Origin of the sequence: Selenomonas sp. oral taxon 126, from assembly GCF_001683335.1 — a bacterium.
Taxonomy (GTDB): domain Bacteria; phylum Bacillota; class Negativicutes; order Selenomonadales; family Selenomonadaceae; genus Centipeda.
Genome location: NZ_CP016201.1, coordinates 1,227,338 through 1,247,702 on the forward strand (window position 1 = coordinate 1,227,338; position 20,365 = coordinate 1,247,702).

General features: G+C 56.2%; 18 protein-coding genes. 17 read left to right on the forward strand and 1 reads right to left on the reverse strand.

The features are described 5' to 3' along the window. Positions 1–88 precede the first annotated feature (88 nt). The 8 genes from AXF19_RS05435 (at position 89) to AXF19_RS05470 (ending at position 11,041) form a co-directional block, all read left to right on the forward strand. The gene (locus tag AXF19_RS05435) at positions 89–1,357 is read left to right on the forward strand and encodes an AAA family ATPase (protein ID WP_066846114.1); all 1,269 of its coding nucleotides are present in this window, start codon (positions 89–91) and stop codon (positions 1,355–1,357) included. Further along, complete coding sequence (locus tag AXF19_RS05440) at positions 1,357–2,106, forward strand: hypothetical protein (RefSeq protein WP_066846117.1); 750 nt, start codon at positions 1,357–1,359, stop codon at positions 2,104–2,106. Before AXF19_RS05435 ends, AXF19_RS05440 begins: the two co-directional genes overlap by 1 nt. Next, entirely contained in the window at positions 2,093–3,148 is a 1,056-nt protein-coding gene (gene rfbG, locus AXF19_RS05445) for a CDP-glucose 4,6-dehydratase (protein WP_066846120.1), read from the forward strand. Before AXF19_RS05440 ends, rfbG begins: the two co-directional genes overlap by 14 nt. A gap of 36 nt (positions 3,149–3,184) precedes the next feature. After that, on the forward strand, positions 3,185–4,513 hold the full coding sequence (rfbH, locus tag AXF19_RS05450; protein WP_066846125.1) for a lipopolysaccharide biosynthesis protein RfbH: 1,329 nt from the start codon (positions 3,185–3,187) through the stop codon (positions 4,511–4,513). 38 nt (positions 4,514–4,551) lie between these two features. Then, entirely contained in the window at positions 4,552–5,568 is a 1,017-nt protein-coding gene (locus tag AXF19_RS05455; protein ID WP_066846128.1) for a radical SAM/SPASM domain-containing protein, read from the forward strand. Positions 5,569–5,629: 61 nt separating this feature from the next. After that, entirely contained in the window at positions 5,630–6,646 is a 1,017-nt protein-coding gene (locus tag AXF19_RS05460; RefSeq protein WP_066846131.1) for a radical SAM/SPASM domain-containing protein, read from the forward strand. Positions 6,647–6,867: 221 nt separating this feature from the next. Then, on the forward strand, positions 6,868–8,694 hold the full coding sequence (locus AXF19_RS05465; RefSeq protein WP_066846135.1) for a glycosyltransferase family 2 protein: 1,827 nt from the start codon (positions 6,868–6,870) through the stop codon (positions 8,692–8,694). Between the two features lie 25 nt (positions 8,695–8,719). Beyond that, positions 8,720–11,041 carry a glycosyltransferase family 2 protein gene (locus AXF19_RS05470; RefSeq protein WP_066846137.1) on the forward strand — a complete coding sequence of 774 codons (2,322 nt, stop codon included), beginning with the start codon at positions 8,720–8,722 and terminating at the stop codon, positions 11,039–11,041. 510 nt (positions 11,042–11,551) lie between these two features. On the opposite strand, the gene AXF19_RS05480 is transcribed toward AXF19_RS05470, so the two are convergent. Beyond that, the gene (locus AXF19_RS05480) at positions 11,552–12,676 is read right to left on the reverse strand and encodes a YibE/F family protein (protein WP_066846140.1); all 1,125 of its coding nucleotides are present in this window, start codon (positions 12,674–12,676) and stop codon (positions 11,552–11,554) included. Positions 12,677–13,015: 339 nt separating this feature from the next. Between AXF19_RS05480 and AXF19_RS05490 the strand changes: the two genes are divergently transcribed. The 9 genes from AXF19_RS05490 to flgK all read left to right on the forward strand — a co-directional run bounded on the left by AXF19_RS05490 (position 13,016) and on the right by flgK (position 20,365). Next, positions 13,016–13,216, forward strand: a complete 201-nt coding sequence (locus tag AXF19_RS05490; protein WP_006693097.1) for a hypothetical protein — start codon at positions 13,016–13,018, stop codon at positions 13,214–13,216. 140 nt (positions 13,217–13,356) lie between these two features. Next, a complete protein-coding gene (locus AXF19_RS05495; RefSeq protein WP_066846142.1) occupies positions 13,357–13,668 on the forward strand; it encodes an HMA2 domain-containing protein in 312 nt (103 codons plus the stop codon). A 209-nt stretch (positions 13,669–13,877) separates the two neighbouring features. Continuing rightward, positions 13,878–14,552, forward strand: coding sequence for an HMA2 domain-containing protein (locus tag AXF19_RS05500; RefSeq protein ID WP_442983845.1), 675 nt, complete (start codon positions 13,878–13,880; stop codon positions 14,550–14,552). Further along, positions 14,549–16,660, forward strand: a complete 2,112-nt coding sequence (locus tag AXF19_RS05505) for a heavy metal translocating P-type ATPase (protein WP_066846144.1) — start codon at positions 14,549–14,551, stop codon at positions 16,658–16,660. Before AXF19_RS05500 ends, AXF19_RS05505 begins: the two co-directional genes overlap by 4 nt. Positions 16,661–16,775: 115 nt before the next feature. Continuing rightward, complete coding sequence (locus tag AXF19_RS05510; protein WP_066846150.1) at positions 16,776–17,189, forward strand: flagellar protein; 414 nt, start codon at positions 16,776–16,778, stop codon at positions 17,187–17,189. A gap of 129 nt (positions 17,190–17,318) precedes the next feature. Then, positions 17,319–17,588, forward strand: a complete 270-nt coding sequence (locus AXF19_RS05515) for a flagellar biosynthesis anti-sigma factor FlgM (protein ID WP_066850080.1) — start codon at positions 17,319–17,321, stop codon at positions 17,586–17,588. A 12-nt stretch (positions 17,589–17,600) separates the two neighbouring features. Beyond that, complete coding sequence (locus tag AXF19_RS05520) at positions 17,601–18,089, forward strand: flagellar protein FlgN (RefSeq protein WP_066846153.1); 489 nt, start codon at positions 17,601–17,603, stop codon at positions 18,087–18,089. Between the two features lie 6 nt (positions 18,090–18,095). Next, positions 18,096–18,587 (forward strand): hypothetical protein, encoded by a 492-nt coding sequence (locus tag AXF19_RS05525; protein ID WP_066846155.1) that lies wholly within the window; start codon positions 18,096–18,098, stop codon positions 18,585–18,587. A gap of 35 nt (positions 18,588–18,622) precedes the next feature. Next, complete coding sequence (flgK, locus tag AXF19_RS05530; protein WP_066846158.1) at positions 18,623–20,365, forward strand: flagellar hook-associated protein FlgK; 1,743 nt, start codon at positions 18,623–18,625, stop codon at positions 20,363–20,365.

Below are 20,365 nucleotides of genomic sequence, written 5' to 3' on the forward strand. Positions count from 1 at the left end.
AAAATACAACTGAATTTGCATCGTTTGTGCAAATTCAGTTGACAAATTGGACAAAAAATACTACGCTCCTTACAAGGGGGTATGATTTATGCTGTTGCAGTTTTCGTGCAGTAACTATAAGTCGATCAAAGAGAAAATAGATTTTTCCATGAAGGCGTCAAGTGATACCTCGATGTTGGATCGGACAAAGAAGTATAATGGCTCGAACATTCTGCGTATGGCGGCCATCTATGGGGCGAACGGATCGGGTAAGAGCAATTTCGTTTCCGCAATCGCCTTTGCTCAGAACATGATTGCCAACAGCGTTCGGAATCAGCCGGGAGAGCCGATTCCTCTGCGTCCGCACAAATTGAGCTCGGAGGACATGCCGAGCAGCTTTGAGTTTCAATTTGTGATTGAGAATGTTCGTTATGCCTATGGGTTTTCGATTCTCGATGGTGAGATCAACGAGGAGTATCTATACCATTTCCCGAATCAGAAACAATCAAGGATTTTTGAACGCAAGGGATTGACACTTACCTTTGGTCGCACATATCAAAAACCCTTTGCGCTTGCTATGAGGGCGCTCAAAGAAAATCGTCTGTTTTTGTCTTGTGCCGCAAATTTTTCCTCTGTACCAGAGACAGAAAATGTTTTTTTATTCTTTCAGCAGGGACTTCTCCTTTATAAAACAGCAATCGATGAACCTAGCATGAACAATTGGATGGAACACTCGATTGAAGCGATGAATGAAGATCCTAAAGTCAAAGAGGCGTTCATGCGTGTGCTGGCATATTTGGGTACGGAAGTAAAGGGGGTTGAGACAAAGTTAGAAACTGTAGATCTTAGCAAAATGAATGATAAGATTCCGGAGCCGGTTCGTGCTTTGCTGGAAGATCAAGGACACGAAATCCGATCTGTTAGAGCACGCCTAATTTATGAAAAATTTGCAACAGATCTGATGTCGGAAGAGTCGACAGGAATCAAAAAATTATTTCAGATCATATGTCCGTTTATTGAGATTCTAAGCACGGGAAGGATACTGATATGCGACGAACTGGAAACGGGGCTGCATGAAAATATTGTGACACAACTGATCAAACTGTTCTATGCAAATGCGCCCGAAAAGTTTGCGCAGCTTATATTTACAACGCATGATACAAATTTGCTCGATTTGGAGCTGTTCCGCAGGGATCAGATTTGGTTCACGGAACTTAATGAAGATCGTGCAACGGATCTCTATTCCCTTGTGGAGCTCAGAAATGTTCGGAAGAATGAAAATGTATCCGCGCGATATATCGAAGGGAAATATGGCGCTATTCCCATGCTGAATGAAGAGCTTATCAACAGTGTTATTGAGAGCGATGTGACGGTATAATGGCGATGGAGCGAGACTTATCTTTAGCCGATCGGAAAGTTGATACAAAACCAAGCAGGGATGTGATCGTTTTTCGTATTGACGATATTGATCACCATTTTCAAGAGAGCCTTGATCTGATACAGAAACAACTCAATTGCATAGAGGATATTTCTGCGCTGGATGAATGTGTTGCCGAAGAGGTGTTGAGGGCGCAGATTGTTGCCTTGGACAGTGCTTTTGATTTTTATCTTCACGAAGTCATCAAGTTCGGCATAGTGGCAATATATCATAGGGACAACGGCTTTTTACCAACAAAAAAATACAACAATTTGCCTGTTCAGATGACATATATTGAAGATGCCATTGCCCAGCATCCCGATGATACATGGCTGAAGGATTGGATCGATGTGACATATTCATGGAAACCATATATGTCGTATGAGTCCTTTAAAGAGGTGTGTCATCTTATTGACGTTGGGGTCAGTCGTGTTTCTGATGCGATTTATCAGCGTGGGAAGGGAATAGACCCCATACAAGAGTTGAGATCAGCGATTGACAATTTATATGATCATCGCAATCGCATTGCACATCAATCGGATCGACAATCTGAAAACGCCGTACGCTGTGTAATAACAAAGGACACTGTGGAGACTTATATTCATAACATCAAATGCATTGTGAGCGAGATGAGCAAGCAGATCAAAGAGAAACAATCGGGGGTGGATCGACAGTCTTCGGAGGAAGAAAAATCAGATGATGAACCTTAATTTCTACAAAGGAAAATGCGTGCTCCTCACAGGCCATACGGGCTTTAAGGGGATGTGGCTTTCGCTTCTCCTCCTCCAAGCAGGGGCAGAGGTGACGGGCTATGCGCTCGATGTGCCGACGGAGGGCGGCGCGGAGGCGTTGCAGCGTCTTGGTATTTTGACGGAAATGCGGGATATTCGCGGAGATGTGCGCGACCTCTCTGCGCTCTCACGCGCATTTGATGAGGCGAAACCCGAGATTGTGCTGCACCTCGCGGCACAGCCGATTGTGCGCGAGAGCTACCGTCAGCCCGTCGATACATTTGCGGCGAATGTGATGGGCACGGTCAACCTGCTCGAATGTGTTCGCATGTCGGACACGGTGCAGTCCGCGCTCGTGGTGACGACGGACAAGGTCTATGAAAATAAAGAGTGGGCGTGGGGATATCGCGAGAACGAGCCGCTGATGGGCTACGATCCGTATTCGGCGAGCAAGAGCTGCGCGGAGCTTGCGGTCTACAGCTATCGGCAGAGTTTCTTCGCGGACGGCGGTGTGCGCCTTTCGACGGCGCGCGCGGGCAATGTGATCGGCGGCGGAGACTTTGCGCCCGACCGCATCATCCCCGACTGTATCCGCGCTGCAGTGCGCGAGCAGGTCATCGAGATCCGCAATCCACACTCGACGCGCCCCTATCAGCATGTTTTGGAGCCCCTTTCGGTCTATCTCACGATTGCAGCGCAGCAGGCGGAGAATCCCCGTCTTGTCGGCGCGTGGAACGTTGGACCCGACGATGCGGACTGCGTGACAACGGGCGCGCTTGCCGATATTTTCTGCCGTGCATGGGGCGCGGGCGCGCGTTGGCAGACGCACGCGGACGGCGGCCCGCACGAGGCACATTTCCTGAAGCTCGACTGCTCGAAGCTCAAGGCGGAGCTCGGTTGGCAGCCGCGCTGGCATATCCGTGAGGCAGTGGAGAAGACGGTGGAATGGGCAAAGGCGTGGGAAGCGGACGCGGATATGCGTGCGGTGACAGAGCAGCAGATCGATGCGTTCTTTGCGTAGGCTGGAATTCTGTGTGATATGAGGGAGAGCAAGCGAATGACTGAGCAGGAAATGCGTGGGGAGATCCTTGCGCTCGTGCGGGAATACTGCGAAAAATACCATACGCCGAAGGCGGACTTCACGCCGGGGGATCGGCTGCCCTATGCGGCGCGTGTCTACGATCACGAGGAGATGGAGAATCTCGTTTCGAGCGCGCTCGAGTTCTGGCTGACAGCGGGGCATTATACGGATGAGTTCGAGCGCGGTCTTGGCGCATATCTGGGCGTAAAGCACTGTTCGCTCGTCAACTCGGGCTCGTCGGCAAATCTGCTCGCCTTTATGGCGCTCACTTCGCCCCTCCTCGGAGAGCGAACCATTCGGCGCGGGGACGAGGTCATCACGGTGGCGGCGGGCTTCCCGACGACGGTTGCGCCGATCATCCAGTACGGAGCGATCCCCGTCTTTGTGGACGTGACGCTTCCGACATATAACGTGGATGTCACCCTCCTTGAGGGGGCGCTCTCCGCGCGGACAAAGGCGGTCATGATCGCGCATACGCTCGGCAATCCATTCGATCTTGCGGCGGTCAAGGCGTTCTGTGACAGGCACAATCTCTGGCTCGTCGAGGACAACTGCGACGCGCTCGGCTCGCAGTATACGCTGAATGGCGAGAAGCGCTATACGGGGACGATTGGCGACATCGGTACGTCGAGCTTCTATCCACCGCATCATATGACGATGGGCGAGGGGGGCGCAGTCTATACAAATAATGCCCTGCTGCACCGCATTGTGCGCTCCCTGCGGGACTGGGGGCGCGACTGCATCTGTGCATCAGGGCAGGATAATCTCTGTGGACATCGCTTTGACCGGCAGGACGGGGAACTGCCGCGCGGCTACGATCATAAGTATGTCTATTCGCATTTCGGCTACAATCTGAAGGCGACGGATATGCAGGCGGCGGTCGGCGTTGCGCAGCTGAAAAAGCTGCCGTCCTTCGTCGAGCGGCGCCGTCACAACTTCGCGCGTCTGCGTGCGGCACTTGTGGACATGGAGGAGTTCTTCATCCTGCCGGAGGCGACGGAGCACGCGCATCCGAGCTGGTTCGGCTTTCTCCTGACTTGCCGCAAAGGGATCGACCGCACGAAGATTGTGCGCTATATCGAGGAGCACGGCATTCAGACGCGCATGCTCTTCGCGGGGAATCTGACGAAGCATCCCTGCTTTGATGAGATGCGGCGTTCGGGTGAGGGCTATCGCATTGCGGGGACACTCGATACGACCGACCGCATTATGAACGACACGTTCTGGCTCGGCGTCTATCCCGGGCTGACGGATGAGAAGATCGACTATATGGCGGAAAGCGTACGGCGTGCTGTCAGAGACTGACTGTGTATTCTAGGATAGAGAGCGAGAGACAAGGAGTTATGGAAACGAAACGCATGGACGGCAAACCGGTCAACGGGGCAAGGAGACTGTTGCGGGAGGTGATTCCCCTCCCCTCGCCGTATTCGATCACGGTGTTCCCCATCTACGCCTGTAATTTTAAATGCCGTTACTGCATGCAGTCCCTCCCGCCGGAGGAGCGGCGCAACACCTGTACAGAGACCCTGATGACGATGGAAATCTACCGGAAATTCGTCGATGAACTGGCAGAGATGGGCGGATCCAAGGCATTCCACTTCGCGGGCTACGGAGAGCCTCTGCTACACCCTAATATCGTTGAGATGGTGCGCTATGCGAAAGAGAAACGCGTCGCAGAAACGGTTGATATTGTCACGAACGGCGTGCTGCTCACGAAGAAAATGATTCATGGGCTTGTCGATGCGGGGCTTGATCATATGCGCATCTCCCTGCAGGGACTTAATGCTGCACGCTATGAGGAGATGTGCGAGGCCAAGATCGACTTTGAGAAATTTCTCCAGACGCTTCAGTATCTCCATGAGCACAAAGGGCAGATCAGGCTTTACCTCAAGATCATTGATGCGGAGCTGGAGGGGCATACGGAGGAGGAGTTTGTGGAGATGTTCGGCAAATTCGCCGACGAAATTGCCGTAGAGCATCTCATTCCTCTCGCAGAGAAGATTGACTACGGGAAGGAATTTCAGAGAGACGATTTCGATGTAACGATGGGCGGATTGACCGTCAAACCTGCGGAGGTCTGTCCGCAGCCCTTCTACTACATGATGGTGAACCCTGACGGAGATATACTTCCTTGCTGCATGTCAGAGCGTCCGATCATTTTAGGCAATATAAAACAAGATAAATTGACAAGAATCTGGAGCGGGAGGGTGCGCCGCATGTTTTTGAAAAATCAGCTGGCGAAGAAAAAGGACATGTATCCCGTCTGCAGGAGCTGCACTTACTATCGCTATGGCCTCTGGCCCGAGGACAATATCGACGATGCGGCTGAGGAACTGCTTGTACGCTGCTTTGCCGACTGAACGCACGCGGGAAGACCGCGGAGGCTGCGGCAGATCGGATCAGGATTAGGAGAGCATATCAATGGAAACGAAACGCATGGATGGCAAGCCGATCAACGGCACACGGAGACTGCTGCGGGATACGATCCCCCTGTCTGCTCCGTACTCGATTACGATATTTCCGATCTACGCCTGCAATTTTAAATGCCGCTACTGCATCCAGGCGCTGCCCCCGGAGGAGCGGCGCGGCACGTGCACAGAGACCCTGATGACGATGGAGATCTATCGGAAATTCGTCGATGAACTGACGGAGATGGGCGGAACGAAGGCGTTCCACTTTGCCGGATACGGCGAACCGCTGCTCCATCCAGATATCATTGAGATGGTGCGCTATGCCAAGGAGAAGGGCGTCGCAGGGGCGGTTGATCTTGTCACGAACGGTGTGCTGCTCACGGAGAAGATGATTCACGGCCTTGTCGATGCGGGGCTGGATCGGCTGCGGATTTCCCTGCAGGGTCTCGACGCTGCACGCTATGAGGAGATGTGTGATGCAAAGATAGACTTCGAGAAGTTTTTGGAGACGCTTGCATATCTCTATGAGCATCGGGGATCGATGAAGGTCTACCTGAAAATCCTAGACGTAGAGCTCAAGGGGCACAGTGAGGAAGAATTCATTCGGATGTTCGGCGCCTATGCCGATGAGATCGCAGTCGAGCATCTGGTTCCGATTGCAACGGAGATTGACTACGCGAAGGAATTCCAGCAGGAGAGCTTCGATTCAACCATGGGCGGCGTTGCCGTGCAAGAGGCGGAGATCTGCCCACAGGCATTTTACTTCCTGCAGATCAATCCCGACGGGGATCTTCTGCCCTGCTGCATGTCGGAGAAGCCGATCGTGGCAGGGAATATCCTGCGCCGGCATCTGCGTGACATCTGGGAAGGGCCGATTCTGCAGGAGTTTCGCAGGAAGCAGCTGCAAAGGAGGAAGCACGAATATCCTGTCTGCAAAAAGTGCACGCAGTACCGTTATGGCCTCTGGCCGGAGGATTGCATTGATGATGCTGCGGAAGAGCTGCTGCAGCGATGTTTCGGTGCCTAGGGAATCGCTGATAAAATGAAGTCCGTCAGATTGGTGCAGAATTTTTGTCCTGCCAAGGAAACAAACCGGACGCATAGCAAAGGCTATGTGGAGGATTTGTTGACACAGGCAGGGCGAAAAGGATGCGCCAAGATGATTGGGCTGAATTTATCAGTGCTTCCCCAGGAACATCTGCCGGGAGAGAACTGCGGCTGTATGCCGTGTATGGGAGTGATGACGGGTTGAATCAGGGACAGGTCAGGGAGCTCCTCGCGCTATCTGCCGAGGGGATGGACTATATTGCCGGAATGGCCGAGAGAGGGGCACTCGATGATGCCTCGGTAGAGATTTTGAAGCAGCTGCGGGAGATTGCGGTTCACATCGAGACAGAGACGAGAGAAGCAGAGGGCATACGTCGCCAAATCTGTCTCTATGCCCGGAATATACAGGCATCCATTGACGATCTCAGCGCCCAACCTGAGCTCTACGAGCGAATCATTCGCATGGAGATCCGCCCCTTCGTTCTGGAGATGAAGAGGCTGTGGGAGCTTTGCACAGAGGTTCTCCCGTCGGAGGAAAAGCGGGCATTGTACCGCGCTGATGTCATGGAGCGGGTCAAGGCGCTGCACGATGCGCCGCCGAAGGTGTGGCGATATGATGTCTCCATTGTTTTGCTGGCATACAACAAGCTCGAGTATACGATGCGTGCCTTGGAGAGCATCCTCGCATATACGGACTTTTCCAAGGGGAATATTGAGCTGATCCTGCTCAACAATGGCTCGGATGACGGGACGCGTGCCTATTTTGAGAGCATCCCGCATGCAAAGGTCATGAATCTGCGCCATAATATCCTTGGGACATATGCGTACACGCATATTCTGGAGGGGAAGTACTTCGTCGGCTTCTCCAACGATGTCGTCGCAACGCCGCACTGGTTGGAGCATTTGCTCGCGTGCATGGAGTCCGATGCCCGCATCGGTACGGCTGTTCCGACCTGCAACGAGGGGAGTATATCCAATGGGCAGGGGATTCCCGTGCCTTATACGAACACCTTCGAGGGCATGGCGGAGATGCAGCGCTTTGCCGCTGCGCACAACCAACTAAACCCTGCGCTCTGGGAGGAGCACAGCCAGCTGATGCCCTTCCTCCATATTGTGCGCTGCGATCTGGTGCGCTTTTGTGCTGCCGATCCTGTCTTCACACGGGCTGAATTCGTGGATGATGACCTCTCGACACTCCTGCGCCGCAGTGGATGGCGGCAGATCCTCCTGAAGGATACGTTCGTGCACCACTTCGGCAGCGTGACACTTGGCGAGGGACGCCGCAAGGCGGCGGGAAATGCACTCGATGAGATGCGTCGCGTCTACTATGAGAAATGGGGCGTGGATGCATGGGATGCGCGGGGCAGCTTCGTTGGTGTGGAGGCTGTGTGGTCGTGGCACGATCTTCGTGCAGATGAACGCGTGTTGATGCTCGAACCTCGCTTTGGAGATTTCGCGTGCGATTTTGTGAATGCATATCGACGCAGTGGTTTTGTTCCGCATATGACAGCAGCAGTCTTTGATGCACAATATCTGCCGGATACAAGCTACCTTTTCAACGAGACAATGAGCGTAAACGGGATTGAGGATCTTGTCGGGAAAAACATGGGGCAATACGATATCATCTCAGCGGGCTGTTATCTGGATGAGCTTCCTCTTAAGGATGTGATTGCTGATCTGGAGGGCCTCTATGCACTCCTTGCACCGGGCGGGATGCTGCTGCTGCCCGTGCGCAATGCGGGCAGTGCCTATGAATTGGATTATATCCTGCACAAAGGCCTGCGGGATGTGTATGTGCTTGAGAATGAAGTTCGGGGTTATGTCAGTATTCCCTATCGACAGCTTTTGAATGCACTTCATACGCATGCTTTTCTGCATCAGCTAAAAACTTACTCCGTGATATTCCGTAGCGATCTTCCGTTAACGGAACGGATGAAGCCGCTGCTTTGTTCCGATGAGTATTTGCCGATCGATGTGGAGGAGAGCTTGTCCGTGCGGATGTTTTTCCTGGGGATATTTAGGGTGTGAGCTGATGAAACAGGGGGGGATGTTCATGACGGAGTTGGAATATCTGTCACGTGTGCGGCAGATACGGGAATGGATCGAGCGCGGTATGCCGGAAGATCTTCAGAGAGCCGAGACGGGATTGTCGGAGCTGCGCAGCATCTACCCAAAGCGTCTCCCCTACATCGCAGCAGAGGTTGCCTTGATGCTTGTCAAGGGGGAGCCCTTGGCGTATTGCCGCAATGTGATCGACTACGTGGTGCAGGAGTTCTGTCCGCAGGAGGGGCTGTCCGACCTCTTTGCACTTAAAGCCGGTACGTTTCCGGAAGGATCACCTGAGCAACGGCAACTCGAGTTTTTATCCGAATTCTATCAGACCGGGATCTTGCCACAAAAGGCGTTTGCCCTGCTCGGTGAAATGAAGGCGTCTTTTGCTGTGGGAGGGTCACTGGAGGATCTGCGTGCGCTTGCAGACCAATACTATGCGGTGCGCAATACGCTCTTTTCCTCTGTGCTGATGATGGCATACTGCAAACAGACAGGCCGAATGGAGGAATATGAGAATTATATCATCCAAGACGCAGGGCAGCCCTATTCACATCCTGCCCTTAGCGGGGCTTTTGGATATCTGGTACGGATGTTTACCGACGGCGGTTCTTATACCTTCCTGTTGATTGAGGATGCAGGGGCGGGTGCGGACGGGGATATGGAAGTGCTTGCCCATGCACTGCGCTTGTTGGGGCAAAATGTCATCCTCCTGCGTGAGCGCAATGACGTGCAGTCTGACCAAGATGAGAAAGCCTATGCCCTATCCTGTGTGCAGGAGGCACGTACCGTACAGGATCGCATTGAACTTGTCGTGGGAAAATGCCGCACAGCTTCCGGCACACCCGCAGATGCGACGCCGGCCGTCGTTCGGCTGCTTTCGCGCAGCGTCACGCAGCAGGCGCCTCTGATCGTCTTTGCCCGTGATGGGCGCATGGGTGAACTCCACGCACGAACAGCGCTGGCAGCCGGCATTCAGCGATTGTCACCCTGCCTGCCGTCACAGTTCTCCTATGGGCTTTCAGTTGCGTGGACGGGAGATTATCTGACGTACATCTCCTATCTATACGGTGAATCTGCAGAGGAGCTGCTCGCGGCTCCTCCCTCCTGCGATTTTTCGATTGTCATTCCTGTGCGAAACGCGGCAGATACGCTGCGCCATACTTTGAAGACCTGCCTCTCCGTGAATTACGGGGGAAGCTATGAGATCGTCGTGAGTGATAATTCGGACGAGGGCTGTCATGCCGTGCGCGACCTCTGTGAGGAGCTGGATGATCCACATATCGCCTATTATAGACCCATGACACCGCTTTCCTTGGATAAGAGCTTTGAGTTCGCGTTCCTTCATGCGCGCGGCTCCTTTATCTTTGCCATCGGAGCGGACGATGGGGTTTATCCGTGGGCACTCAGCTGTCTGCAGCAGGCTCTCATGGATCACCCGAACGAACCCTTGTTCACGTGGCGGAGGGGCTTCTATACATGGCCGCAATTTTTGCCGCATGGGCGCAGTGTTTTGAGGGTTCCGCTGTACGAGGCAGAGGGGTCAGCGCCCTATGAGCAGTTTGGAATGTATTCGCATTATGATGATATTATGTCTCATATCGATGACGTTTTTTACAACCTGCCGCTCCTATATATTAACTCGGGTTTTCGGCGCGATTATTTGAAAACGATTCTGCAAAAGACGGGCAGACTGCTTGATGGACCCGCCCAGGATGCCTATATGGCTGCGGTCAGCCTCCTCCTGAACGATCATGTCGTACATATTCAATGCCCTCTTTGTGTTGCCGGGATGTCGGGAAGATCCATAGGCGCAGGTACAGTGCTTTTTGATACGACTGTTATGGGGGCATCCCTTGTAGGGCTGGGGGAAAAACGAGCAGATGAACCCGCCAGTACCTATGTGTTGCGCGAGGCGGAATACAGAGTACCGCATATCGATACAGCAGACAAAGACCCATTTTATATGAGTCTTGCACGCCTGCAGGAGATGGGGGACGTTGATGCAGATCTGTTCAGGGATGATTATTTTGATTATTTTACGAAGCATATATCCGTGACCGATATACGGATGGAGCGCTTTTATGGTTTGCTGCTCTATGCCGCATCGCTGTGTGGTGCAGAACAATATGGTAAGAGTCTGGCATCCTATCAAAACATTTGTGCGAACCCGCGTAAGGATATGGCTCCGGAAATGGAAATTTTCAGTGACTATAAAAAGGGATATTCCGTGAAGCAGGAAGAACTTACATTGGATGCGCGGCGCTTTGACTGCCAAAACATTGTCGACGCCGTCGATCTTTCTGCGCGGATTCTAAATCTCTAAGGAAGCACTGATAAAATGAAGTCCGCCAGATTGGCGTAGATTTTTTCGTCCGAACGAGGAGGCAAACCGGACGCAGAGTGGTGCTCTGTGGAGGATTTGCCGACAAAGTGCGGGCAAAAAAGATGCGTCAAGATGGCGGTGCTGAATTTATCAGTGCTTCCCTAAGAGATGTCTGCATGAAAAAGGGGCTGTTGCATGAGAGCCCCTTTCGGCTCACTGCGTTCGCCACTTCCCCCGCTCTGACGGGGGAAGCTAATATGCCATAACGAAAAGCCTCCCCCGTTGCTGACCTGTCCAAGAAGCAAGTCCGAAAGGACGCAGCTGATTGGGCAACAGGTCGTATGGGAAAACGTCCCAAGAACACAAGCGTTAGCGAAGTGTGATTGGTTGACGTTGACCGCTCGACACGGGGGAGGGGGACCGCAAAGCGGTGGTAGGGGCGCCTTGAGCGCTAACACGAACAGGGGCTGTTGTACGGAGTCAAAACAACTTCGTGCAACAGCCCCTTTTTCATGGCGTTTTCCTCCGTGGTCGGATGGTGATGAGAAAGGCGGTGGCGTAGGCGGTGATGGGGATGGCGCAGAGGAGTCCGATGCTGCCGATGAGGGAGCGGACGACTTCTGTGGCGATCATGTTGAGGTTCATAACGTGCAGGAGGGAGATGTCAGGCTGCGCGGAGATGAGCAGGATGAGGGGCAGCGCGCCGCCAATGTAAGCGAGGACGAGGGTGTTTGCCATCGTGCCCATGACATCGCGCCCGACGTTCAGCCCCGAGGTGACGAGTGCCTGAAACTTCGTCTTGGGCGCGAGCAGCTTCATCTCGTACTGTGCGGAGGCGATGGAGACGGCGACATCCATGACGGCACCGAGCGCACCGAGGACAATGCCCGAAAAGAGGAGCTCGCGGAAGTCCACGTCCTTCAGATAGAGTGCCTTGAGCATGCCCGCCTGCTCCTCGGAGACGCCCGTGAGATAGGTGAAGTGGATGGCGAGGACGGCGAGGAGACCCGCGACGAGGATGCCGCCGATGGTGCCGATGATGGCGCCTGCGGATTTCACATTGCGTCCGTTCACGATGAGCTGGGTTGCGAGGGTGATGACGGCACCGATGAGGATCGTCCAGAGGATGATGTGTGAGGGGGCAAATAGGATGAACGCAATGAGTCCCTTTGCAATGAGGAGGACGGCGAAGAGGAGGACGAGGAGCGCCTTGAGCCCTGTCATGCCGCCGAAGAGGATGAGGAGCGCGGCGAAGCCAACGAGGAGGAGCAGCATCGCGGGCAGTCGGTCGTAGTCGACAATGGCATAGCTGCCGTTCTCGTCGCGTACGATGATATTGTCGCCCTCCTGCGGGTGGATGTCAAAGGCGGCATTGTTCAGTGTGCGGTGTGAGATGGTTGTCTCCGTGCCCGCAGCTTCCCCCGAGTCGATGCGTATCTGCACTTCGTACTGCACGGCACCGGGGGCAAATGCCTTGATTTCGTTCTCCGTCTCCGTGACACTGAGCACCTCAGCCTTGTAGGTCGGCGGGTCGCCGTCCTCGCCGCCCGGCAGGTGGGCGAGTGCATAGAGGAGAACAGCAAGTGCGAGGCAGCTGCCGAGGAAGCGGGCAAAGCGTCGGGGATGAATCTTCATGGGAATACCCTTTCGTGGAATGTTGTGATGATTGGAATTATCATACACAGTGATAATGATATTTACATGAGTATGATGTCAATAGTTATTCCTGATTATCGCGGGGCTATTGACATATTCGTTATTCTCACATATACTGAGAACAACACGATGGTTCCAGAGAGGATGGCGGCACGACTGCGGTTCTCATGGCGCAGGAATTATCATCGTCGAACGAATCTGCTCAGGGAAGCCACAAGCCGGTCTTTGGGGGATGAGGAGACGTTCACTCGATATGAGGCAAAGCGCCAAGAAACGAAAACGCCCTGATTCGGGCAATAGAACAGAGGAGGAATTATCATGTTCTCGAAGACAGATTTCTGGATTGGCCTTGCGGTCGGTGCGGTTGCCGGTATTTTCGGCTACCGCTTCATGCAGGAGCGCACGCAGCAGCTTGCGGCTCTTGAGGCAGGTCAGGCGGATCTTTCGCTGGCGGAGCTCCAGCGTCAGAAGGAGGAGCTTGAGGATCTGATTGCGGCGCAGTCTGCATCGGAGAAGTAAACAAGCGTTCCACTGGGCTCGGGGCTGTTGCGCGGCATCGCGCACAGCCCCTTTTTCAAAAAGACCCTGCGGTACAGGTACTGCAGAATATTATAGACGTAAAAATAGTCATAAAAAGAAAGGGAGGAAACGATTTTTCCATGAATATTTTCGATACGATCAAGAATGCGATACCGCAGTCGGCGGTGGATGTATTCGTCCGTACGACGGATATCGCATCCTATATGCCGGGGCGCGTGCGTCTCTACAGCAAGCAGCTCGTGAACAACGCTGTACTTGAAGCGCAGGTACAGGCGCATCTTGGAACACTCGCGGAGATTGAGCGCGTGGAGACGAATATCGAGACGGGCTCGATCCTTATCACGTACGAGCCGGAGCGTCTGCGTGCGAACGCGCAGCTGCGCCGTGTGGAGGACTATATGCGCACGCATGCGAGGAGGAGGGCATCATGAACTATGTCTCTGGACTGATGCTTGGCGCGTCACTGGTGAATATGCTGCGGCAGTCGATGGGCGGGACGGGGGAGACATCCCCCTCCGCCAACGGAACGGGGGGCGGACGCGGTCGTGCACAGGGCGGCGGAGCATCCGGATTTTCCTCTGCCGCCGGCGGGCTTGCCCTCGGGGGTGCAGCACTCACGGGGCTGCTTGGCGGCGGACGCATGGGGGGCGGTGCATCCTTTCTGCCGACGAGTCTCCTCGGCGGTGGCCGTGCGGGCAGTGCATCCCCGCTGACAAGCCTTCTTGGCATGGCCGGGCGCGGAGGGCGTGCACAGCTTCCGTCGGGCTTTTTTGGCGGCGGACGCAAGGGGGGAGCCTCCTCTGCGGGTATGGCGCAGGAGTCTGCGCCCGCGCCGACACAGATGAAGGTGTCGGCGGAGCCGCCCTTTGTCTGCGTGCACGCCTCCTCGGGACGGCGTCGCTATCGGACGCCGTATCTGACGCCGGAGTTCGGGAAGGTGCTCGAGGAGCTTCTCCCACGTCTGCCGTTTGTGACAGAGGTGCGTGCAAACGCGGTTGCCGGCAGTATCCTGTTTGTCTATCCGCCGGAGGACGAGGCACATATCCTCGTGCTTGCGGAGGGCTTGGAGGAGATTTTTGCGGAGGGGCGCACCGCACCGCCGCCCGCGACGCTCGCCCAGAGTGTACGCCGTTCGGTGCATGATTTCAGCGGTTGGATTCAGCGGAATACGGGCGGCGCACTCGATCTGAGTTCTGTGGTTGCGGGCGTATTCGTCCTGCGCGGCATTCGTCAGCTCGTGCTCACGAACAATACGCCGTCGGGCTCGCAGATGCTCTGGTGGGCGCTGACGCTGATGAGAGGGTGGAAGGTATGAAGCTCATACATACACGCATTCGTCTGCGCACTGCGCTCCCGCGTGAGGACGCGCTGCGTCTGGCGGCACGCCTGCGCCGTTTCCCCGCTGTAACGGCGGCATCCGTACGCGATTCTCACGTCGATCTCTGGCATGAGGGGCAGATTCCCGCTGTGCGCATTCTCGCGGTTGCGGAGCGCGCCGTGCGCGATGCGGCGGAGCGGGCGGCAACACCGACGGAGCGGCTGGCGGAATTCCGCCGCGATGCCGTGATCTCGCTCGCGAGCTTTGCGGCGATGGAGCTGCTCAGGCGCGGTGCACCCGAGCTCTTTGCCTCGGTGAAGATTCTGCGCTCCCTGCTCGTGCTCGGGATCTCGCGCAACTTCATCAAGGAGGGCATCGGCGGTCTCATCCGCGATCGGCAGCCGAATGCGGACACGCTGACGACGACAGCGGTCGTTGCCTCCGTGCTCGCGGGCAAGCCCGAGTCGAGCCTCATGCTGCTCGCCCTCAGCAACGGCGCGGAGATGTTGACGAGCTACGCAGCGGAGAAGGCGCGCACGCATATCTCGGGGCTGCTCTCGCTCGGGCAGCGCGATGTCTGGCTCGTCGAGGAGACCCCTGACGGCGAGATCGAGCGCAAGGTGCCCGTGGAGGAGGTGCGCCCCGGGGACACGATTGCCGTGCACGCGGGCGAGAAGATTGTGATCGACGGCTGTGTCCTGCGCGGCGACGCGGCGGTGACACAGGCGTCCATCACGGGCGAATCCGCGCCCGCAATGAAGCACGAGGGCGCACCCGTCTATGCGGGCAGCGTGGTTGAGGCGGGCGAACTCGTGGTCAGGGTGGAGAAGGTGGGCGGCGACACCTCGCTCGCGCACATTGTCCACCTCGTCGAGGAGGCGCAGACGCGCCGCGCGCCTGTGCAGAATTTTGCCGATCAGATGGCGAACTATCTCGTGCCCGTGTCTTTCCTCGGCGCGGCGATTGTCTACGGGGCGACGCGCGACTGGGGGCGCGTGCTGAACCTGCTCTTTATCGACTTCTCCTGCGGTCTGAAACTCTCGACTGCAACGGCGATGTCGGCGTCCATCGCCGCCGCTGCAAAGCGCGGCATTCTCGTGAAGGGCGGCAACTACGTCGAGGCACTGGCACGCACGGATACGGTCGTGCTCGACAAGACGGGGACGCTGACGGTCGGCGTGCCGGAGATCACGTTCATTCGCACAGCGGCGGGCGTCGAGGAAAAGGAAGTGATCCTCCTCGCGGCGTCGGCGGAGGAGCACTCCGTGCATCCGCTCGCGGTCGCGATTCAGAAATACGTGGAGGAGCAGGCGTGGCACGCGCCGCAGCATCGCTCCTCCAAGACGATTGTCGCGCGCGGCATGCTCGCCGAGGTGCCGGGCTTCGAGGGCTTTGCAGGCGGCATTGTGCGCGTCGGCAGCCGTCGCTTTTTGCAGGAGAACGGCATTGTGGACGAGGAGGATCTCATCACGTCGGTGAAGGGAAAGAATCTTCTCTACGTAGCGCGCGATGAGAAGCTGATCGGCGTTATCGGCATCGAGGATCCGATCCGACCGAAGATGAAAAAGACGCTGAACCGCTTGCGCCGCTGCGGTGTGGATGAGATCGTCATGCTCACGGGCGACGCGAAGGCGGTCGCGGCGGATGTTGCGCGCGAGATGGATGTGGACTCCTATCATGCGGAGATCCTGCCCGAGGACAAGTCGCGCTATGTCAATCAGCTGCGCCAGCGCGGCACGGTTATGATGGTCGGCGACGGCATCAACGACGCGCCCGCGCTCGCGTTCGCCGATGTGGGTGTCTCCCTCGGCGGACGGCAGACGGACATTGCGGCGGAGTCCTCGGCGGTGACAATTCACTCCGAGGATCCGACGCGCCTTGTGGAGGCGCTGCGCCTCGGACAGCGGACGATGCACCTCGTACACCAGAACTTCAAGGCGACGCTCCTTATCAACTCTGCGGCGATGATGCTCGGCGCGCTTGGCTCGATCAGCCCGCTCGCAGCTGCTGCAATCCACAATACAGCGACGCTCGGCGTCGTGCTGAACAGCTGCCGCATCCTCACACCGGAGGGCGGCATTTTCACGCGGCGCACGCAGGCATAGGAATCGCCTATCCTGTGTATTGATTTTTCCTGCATACTGTTGTAAAATACGAGAGAAAACAGAGTCGGATCATCGACATGCCCGATCCGCGCTATTCGAGAGGAGAGATTTGTCAATGGCAGGAAAGATGAAGAACTGCTCAAGCTGCGGGAAGGTATTCGTTTCGATTAACAACGCCCGTATCTGTATGGATTGCCGTGAGAAAGAGGAGAAGTGGGAGCGCGAGATCGTCGAGTATGTGCGCGACCATCCGAAGAGCACGATCGCCGAGATCGTCGAGGCGACGGGCGTACAGGAGCCTGTGATCCGCCGCATGATCCGCGAGGGACGCTTCGTCTCCACGGGGATCGAACTCTACTATCCGTGCGAGAAATGCGGCTCGCCCATCGATAAGGGGCAGTACTGCGAGAAGTGTCAGAAGGAGATGCGCGATGAGCTGACCGCTGCAATCGCCAAGAAGAGCAGCGCAGGCGGCAAGGGCGACGGCTCTGCAAATCGCCGCGGCTATGTGACGCTCAACGATAAATAAGATATTCTTTCGCTGCACAGGGGATGCATACTTAGGAAATTATTCTTAAGTATGCATCCTTTTTTTTCGATAAAGAATGTGAAAGGACTCCGACCCATTTTCGGAGGAATACAGTAGGTGGTGAAGAATATGTTGATCAGCAATCATGCAATCTCGGCTGTAAGCCGCCTCTATGCGGGCAGTGCACCCGCAGGATCACGCCGTGTGGATGCGGCGGCCGGCGTGCAGCGCCCCGATGCGCTCGAACTCTCGGGCGAGGCACAGAGCTTCGGCGATATTCTGCAAAAGCTGCGCGGCATGGACGATGTCCGCACGGAGCGCGTGGAAGCACTTGCAGCGCGCACGCAGAATCCTGCCTCCACGGACATCGCGGCAAAGATGCTCGTAATGCGCTACTAAAGAGGCATATATATGTGGAACAGGTTCACGGCAACGCTGGAGCAGCTCCATGCGCAGTACGAGAAAATCCGCACGCTTCAGGAGAAGAAGCGCGGATTTCTTGTGGCGCTCGATATGACAGGGCTTGAAAAGCTGACCGCTGAGGAGGATTTTCTCGCAAAGGCGGTGCAGACACTCGAAAAAGAGCGTCTCACGCAGCTCGCCCGGATCGCGCAGGAGACTCCGGGCGTGACCTCCGAGACAACGATGGAAGAACTGGCTCTGCTCGCCCCGACCGATGAGGTTCATCGCTCCATCTTGGGGGCAAGCCGAAAGCTCAGCCGCCTTGTCAGAGAGGTGCAGGAACGCAGCGAGGCGAATGCCTTCCTCATGGAGGGGCTACTCATCGCAGTGAATCGGCAGCTCGGCAAGATCGGCGGCGCGGTGGTCGACCCCGTGTATGGGAGCGGCGGCGATGAGCAGGTGCGGCACCTCAAGAAGAATCTGGACTATAAGGCGTGAGCGGCGATGACGAATGAGACGCGCGAGGCACTCATGCTCCTCAAGGAACAGCTGAGTGCCTCTGAGGAGGCAACGCATCGCTTTGCCATGTTGCGTGATGCCCTCTCGCGGAGTGCATCGGGCGGCGGTGTCGCAGAGCCGACGGCAGCCGCAGAGCGCAGCCTCGCCGAGGTGCGTGCACTCGCACGCAGGCAGGCGGAGCTGCTGGCAGCGACGGAGGCACACAGCCTCGCCGATCTGCTTGCGCGTGAGCCGAATCTGCGCGAACGGATGGCGGTGGAGCGCGTTCTGCGCGCCGTTGCCGCACGGCAGGTGGAATTGCAGGAATTCGTGCGGCGCTGTGGCGGCCTCTTGCAGGCGAGCGCCGATTTTGTCAGCTATCAGCTGAATGTTGCCTCGGGCACAGTGGCAGACGACACCTACGGCAGGTCGCAGCCCGTGGCGGGACCCGCTCCGGGCGTGAACCGTGCGGTTGCAATGTTTGATGCGGATGTATAAAGGAACGGATCAATAGGGAAAGAGTGAGGGATCATATGCGGTCAACATTTGCCGGACTCAATACGATGGTGCGGGGCATCCAGAACAATCAGCTCTCGCTCGATACGACGGGTCACAATATTACGAATGCCTCAACGGAGGGATATTCACGCCAGCGCGTCGACTCGGCGGCGACGAACTATCAGGAGCGCCCGTCCCTCTACGGCGGGGTCTATGTCGGCGGCGGCGTGGACGTCGTCGCGCTGAACCGTGCGCGCAACATCTACGCGGACAAGCAGTACTGGTCGGAGAACTCGGCGCAGAACCTCTACAAGACGTACAAGACGAACTATGACAAGGTGCAGACGATCTTCAACGACGCAAAGAAGAGCGGTGTTCTGAACGCCATGCAGCAGTTCTACTCATCCTGGGTCAACCTTTCAGACCATGCGAGCGACGCCGCCTCACGCACGGCAGTCATTACGAAGGGAAACAATCTCGTCGACCGCATCAAGACGTGCGCCAAGCAGCTGCAATCCCAGATCGCGGCACAGTATGACGAGATCGGCATCCAGCTGGGTAAGCTCAATAATCTCACGAAGGAGATCGCAGAGCTCAACAAGAACATCATGCTCGCGGAGACGAACGGCGGCAAGGCAAACGACTTGCGCGACCAGCGTGATCTCCTTGTCGACAAGCTCTCCGAGATCACGAATGTCAACGTATACGAGGAGGCGAACGGGCAGTACACGGTCGTCTCGAACGGCATGTCGCTCGTCCAGCGCGAGAGTTCGCTGACGCTTGAACTGAGTCCGCCGATCAACAATGAACAGTACGGCATCTCCGACTTCTCCATCCGCGTCGTGGAGGCGGGCGGCATCGGCTACGTCCCGCAGAGCGGCATTCTCAAGGCTCTCTCCGATACCATCGTGCAGGACAAGGGGCATATTGACCAGCTTGCGGACATCTCCGCAACCCTCCTCACGACGTTCAACGACGTGCACAAGCAAGGTGTTGGCATTGACAAAGAGCAGACGGGGTGGCTGAACTTCTTCGGACAGAATAAGTTCAAGTCTCTGACGGGTACGACCTACGACCAGATGCAGTACACATGGCACGTCGATCCGCTGACGGATGAGCGCTATATGGAGGCGGCGGGTGCGAGCCGCACCGTCACCAAGACGGCGGGACCACCCGCTCAGACGACCGTTGCGACGTCGGTCACGGGAAGCCCGGACAGACTGAAGTCCATGCAGATCATCAACGCCCTCAAGGTCAGCGACGAGCTGACGGCACCGGGCGGACAGAATCTCGTTGCTGCGCGGCAGGTCGTGAACAAGAATACCGGTGCACGGGTCGTGCCGACACTGAGCGGTACGTCTTCAAACTTTACATACAACGACGATTGGGTCAACGGTACGGCGGACGGCACGATTGCGGTGGAGCTGAGCAAGCTCTTCAATGTCGATCAGGCGACTGCGGCGAACCCAAAGGGGTCGATGAATCCGCGCAATACGGATCGCGCCATCAGCACCGTCTCGATCAATCAGTACTACAACGGGATGATGAGTAAGCTCGGCGCAGATGCAGAGAACATCGACCGCACACTCAAGCAGCAGGATGACCTCATGACGCAGATTACCCAGTGGCGGCAGTCCACATCGGGGGTCGACTGGAACGAGGAGCTGACGAATATGCTCAAGTTCCAGACGGGGTACGGAGCCTGCTCCCGCGTGCTCACATCAATGGATGAGATGCTCGACAAGCTGATCAACGGCACGGGCATGGTCGGAAGGTAA

Excerpts from the sequence above, each read along its gene's own strand:
- AXF19_RS05435 (WP_066846114.1), top strand. The coding sequence starts at position 89 with ATGCTGTTGCAGTTTTCGTGCAGTAACTATAAGTCGATCAAAGAGAAA.
- AXF19_RS05440 (WP_066846117.1), top strand. The coding sequence starts at position 1,357 with ATGGCGATGGAGCGAGACTTATCTTTAGCCGATCGGAAAGTTGATACA.
- rfbG (WP_066846120.1), top strand. The coding sequence starts at position 2,093 with ATGATGAACCTTAATTTCTACAAAGGAAAATGCGTGCTCCTCACAGGC.
- rfbH (WP_066846125.1), top strand. The coding sequence starts at position 3,185 with ATGACTGAGCAGGAAATGCGTGGGGAGATCCTTGCGCTCGTGCGGGAA.
- AXF19_RS05455 (WP_066846128.1), top strand. The coding sequence starts at position 4,552 with ATGGAAACGAAACGCATGGACGGCAAACCGGTCAACGGGGCAAGGAGA.
- AXF19_RS05460 (WP_066846131.1), top strand. The coding sequence starts at position 5,630 with ATGGAAACGAAACGCATGGATGGCAAGCCGATCAACGGCACACGGAGA.
- AXF19_RS05470 (WP_066846137.1), top strand. The coding sequence starts at position 8,720 with ATGACGGAGTTGGAATATCTGTCACGTGTGCGGCAGATACGGGAATGG.
- AXF19_RS05480 (WP_066846140.1), bottom strand. The coding sequence starts at position 12,676 with ATGAAGATTCATCCCCGACGCTTTGCCCGCTTCCTCGGCAGCTGCCTC.
- AXF19_RS05490 (WP_006693097.1), top strand. The coding sequence starts at position 13,016 with ATGTTCTCGAAGACAGATTTCTGGATTGGCCTTGCGGTCGGTGCGGTT.
- AXF19_RS05495 (WP_066846142.1), top strand. The coding sequence starts at position 13,357 with ATGAATATTTTCGATACGATCAAGAATGCGATACCGCAGTCGGCGGTG.
- AXF19_RS05500 (WP_442983845.1), top strand. The coding sequence starts at position 13,878 with ATGGGGGGCGGTGCATCCTTTCTGCCGACGAGTCTCCTCGGCGGTGGC.
- AXF19_RS05505 (WP_066846144.1), top strand. The coding sequence starts at position 14,549 with ATGAAGCTCATACATACACGCATTCGTCTGCGCACTGCGCTCCCGCGT.
- AXF19_RS05510 (WP_066846150.1), top strand. The coding sequence starts at position 16,776 with ATGGCAGGAAAGATGAAGAACTGCTCAAGCTGCGGGAAGGTATTCGTT.
- AXF19_RS05515 (WP_066850080.1), top strand. The coding sequence starts at position 17,319 with ATGTTGATCAGCAATCATGCAATCTCGGCTGTAAGCCGCCTCTATGCG.
- AXF19_RS05520 (WP_066846153.1), top strand. The coding sequence starts at position 17,601 with ATGTGGAACAGGTTCACGGCAACGCTGGAGCAGCTCCATGCGCAGTAC.
- AXF19_RS05525 (WP_066846155.1), top strand. The coding sequence starts at position 18,096 with ATGACGAATGAGACGCGCGAGGCACTCATGCTCCTCAAGGAACAGCTG.
- flgK (WP_066846158.1), top strand. The coding sequence starts at position 18,623 with ATGCGGTCAACATTTGCCGGACTCAATACGATGGTGCGGGGCATCCAG.